Origin of the sequence: Mesorhizobium sp. M4B.F.Ca.ET.089.01.1.1 (genome assembly GCF_004022605.1) — a bacterium.
GTDB lineage: Bacteria > Pseudomonadota > Alphaproteobacteria > Rhizobiales > Rhizobiaceae > Mesorhizobium > Mesorhizobium abyssinicae.
In genome coordinates, this window is the sequence record NZ_RZOS01000645.1 from 1 (window position 1) to 2,430 (window position 2,430).

The 2,430-nt window shown below is 67.2% G+C and carries 2 protein-coding genes and 1 pseudogene; 1 reads left to right on the forward strand and 2 read right to left on the reverse strand.

All coding sequences use genetic code 11. From position 1 onward, the window contains the following. A partial coding sequence (locus tag EN780_RS32110; protein ID WP_133372813.1) for a helix-turn-helix domain-containing protein occupies positions 1 to 569 on the reverse strand: 569 nt, incomplete at its 3' end. Positions 570 to 717: 148 nt separating this feature from the next. Between EN780_RS32110 and EN780_RS32115 the strand changes: the two genes are divergently transcribed. Then, complete coding sequence (locus EN780_RS32115; RefSeq protein WP_128276283.1) at positions 718 to 2,217, forward strand: winged helix-turn-helix domain-containing protein; 1,500 nt, start codon at positions 718 to 720, stop codon at positions 2,215 to 2,217. Positions 2,218 to 2,231: 14 nt separating this feature from the next. Here EN780_RS32115 and EN780_RS39090 read toward each other — a convergent pair. After that, positions 2,232 to 2,430 (reverse strand): annotated as a pseudogene (locus EN780_RS39090) (hypothetical protein); the annotation flags it as partial.

A 2,430-nucleotide genomic window follows, 5' to 3' on the forward strand; every position in this document is an offset into this window, starting at 1 on the left:
TAATCGAAATTGCCGGCGTCGTCGCCGTTGACGCAGACGCCGTAGGCGACGTCGCCGGTCTCGCCGGGGATGTTGCCGATATAGGGTCCAAAACGCTGCCACAGCATCGGAATGCCGGCGCTGGTCTCGCAGCTGTAGCGTTCGCCGAGCCCGGCGATGAGGAAGGGGCGGCTGGTCTCGAAGCGCGGCGGTTCGAGATTGCTGAGAAACGACTGGTCCATCAGGATCGGTTCCACGAGGTCTAGGGTGTCGGTCGAGCCTTGCGCGCGAACCAGTTCCGGCGTGGTGCCGAACAGGTCGCGGAAGGCGCGGGTGAAAGCCTCATGCGAGCCGTAGCCGGCATCGAGCGCGACCGAGAGGATGTCGGGCGCGCCGCCGGCAAGCTTGCGCGCCGCCTCGCTCAGCCGGCGCGCGCGCATGTAGCCCATCACCGAGCGCCCCGTGGCGGCGCCGAAGGCGCGCGTCACGTGGAAGCGCGACACGCCGCTGCTTTGCGCGACATCGTCGAGCGAAATCGCGTCCGGCAGATGGCTTTCGACAAACCACAGCGCTTTCTCGGTCGGATTCATGGTTCCTCGCATTTGGCCGGCCGACGATAATGCCCGCGCGGACTGCCAGTTTGATCCAAATTGCGCAGTGGGCAATAATGCGTCGGTCATGCCCCGTCGATGTGGGAATCGAAGCGGCATGATCCTTGTCCGGGGAAGGGGTGTCCCGATGAGCACGGCGGCTGCCGATCAGGTATACCGGTTTGGCGGGTTCACGCTCGACCTCGCCATGGGCACGTTGCGCGGCGTCAACGAGCCGCTGTTCCTGCGCCCCAAGGCCTACGCCCTGCTATCGCATCTTGCCCGCAACATGGGCCGTGTCGTGCCGAAAGCGGAGCTGATGGATGTTGTCTGGCCGGGCGTCTACGTCACCGAGGACTCGCTCACCCAGTCGGTGCGCGAAATCCGCAAGGTGCTTGGCGAGGATATGGTGCGCACCGTCTCCAAGCGCGGCTACATGCTTGCCGCGGAGGCGGAACCCGCGCCCGAGATGAGTTCCCAGCCGATCGTGGCGGTCGTTCGCTTTCGCAACGAGAGCGGCGATCCGGCCGACGAAGCAATGGTGGACGGCTTTGCCGAGGATCTGATCAACGGCGTGGCCCGCTTCGGCACAGTCACCGTGCTGGCGCGCAATTCGAGCTTTTCCTTCTCCTCGTTCGGGCGTGGCGAGTGGCCGCAGATCCGTGCCCGCATCGGCGCCGACTATTTGGTCGAAGGGTCGCTGCGCCGGCAGGGCGAGCATGTCGTGGTGGCCGTCAGCCTGGTCGACATCGCGACCGCCAGCCAGCTCTGGGGCGACCGCTACCAGTCGCAGGGCGCTGGCCTGTTCGCGACCGGAGGCGAGATCGTCGAGCAGATCGTCAGCCGGCTGGTCACGCGGGTCACCAATGCCGGGCTGGAGCAGGCCTCACGCAAGCCGGTGACCAGCCTCGCCGCCTATGAGCTTCTGCTGCGCGGTTTTGCGCTGCTGCGCGATCCGGCCCAGACCGACCAGCGCGGCGCCGAGGCATTGTTCGAGGCGGCCATCGCCAAGGATCCGAATTATGGGCTGGCCTACACCTATCTCGCCCTGGCGCGCTCGCTGGACGGGGAGTTCGGCCGCGCCAGCGACGCGGTGCTGCAGAACGCGCGTGACCTTGCCGACAAGGGCCTCGCCTTGTCGCCGGACCAGCCGACCGGCCATCGCGTGCAATCGCTGATCCGCCTCTATATGCGCGACCACGAGGCGGCCGAGCACCACATGCGCATCGCGCTGCAGCTCAATCCCTGCGATGCCGACAGCATCGAGCAGATGGGCATGCTGCTGACCATGCGCGGCCGGCCGCTGGAGGCGCTGACCTGGCTGGCGCGCGGCATCCGCATCGATCCCTTGCACCCGCACTGGTACCAGTTCGACCGTGCGCTGGCGCTCTATATGATGGGGGAATACCGGCAGGCGGCGGAAGCGCTGGAACTGGCCACGCGTCCGGCACCCTGGATCCGGACGCGGCTGGCGGCCTGCTATGCCCAGATGGGCGACATGGAGAAGGCGCGGCGGCAGATCGCCCTCATCGAGGAGGGCGATGCTTTTGCGCCGCTCGACTACGCGCTGCGCGGCGTGCCCTTCGAGAACCGGGCCGATGCCGAGCATCTCGCCGAAGGCGTGCGACTTGCCCTCGGCGAGGTTTAGCCCGAGGCCGATCGTCAATCGACGACGACCACGATGTAGCGACCCTGATAGGCCCGGTAGTAGGTGCCGCCGCAACGCCAGACGTCGAAGCCGTTGACCTTGGTGCGGACGCAGCCGGCCGGCAAGGTCGCGACCCAGGCGGTGGTGTGCCTCAGCACCCGCCATGTCGTGTTGCGGCGGGCGACACCAGCGGCGCTGCGCGGCGTCCAGGGA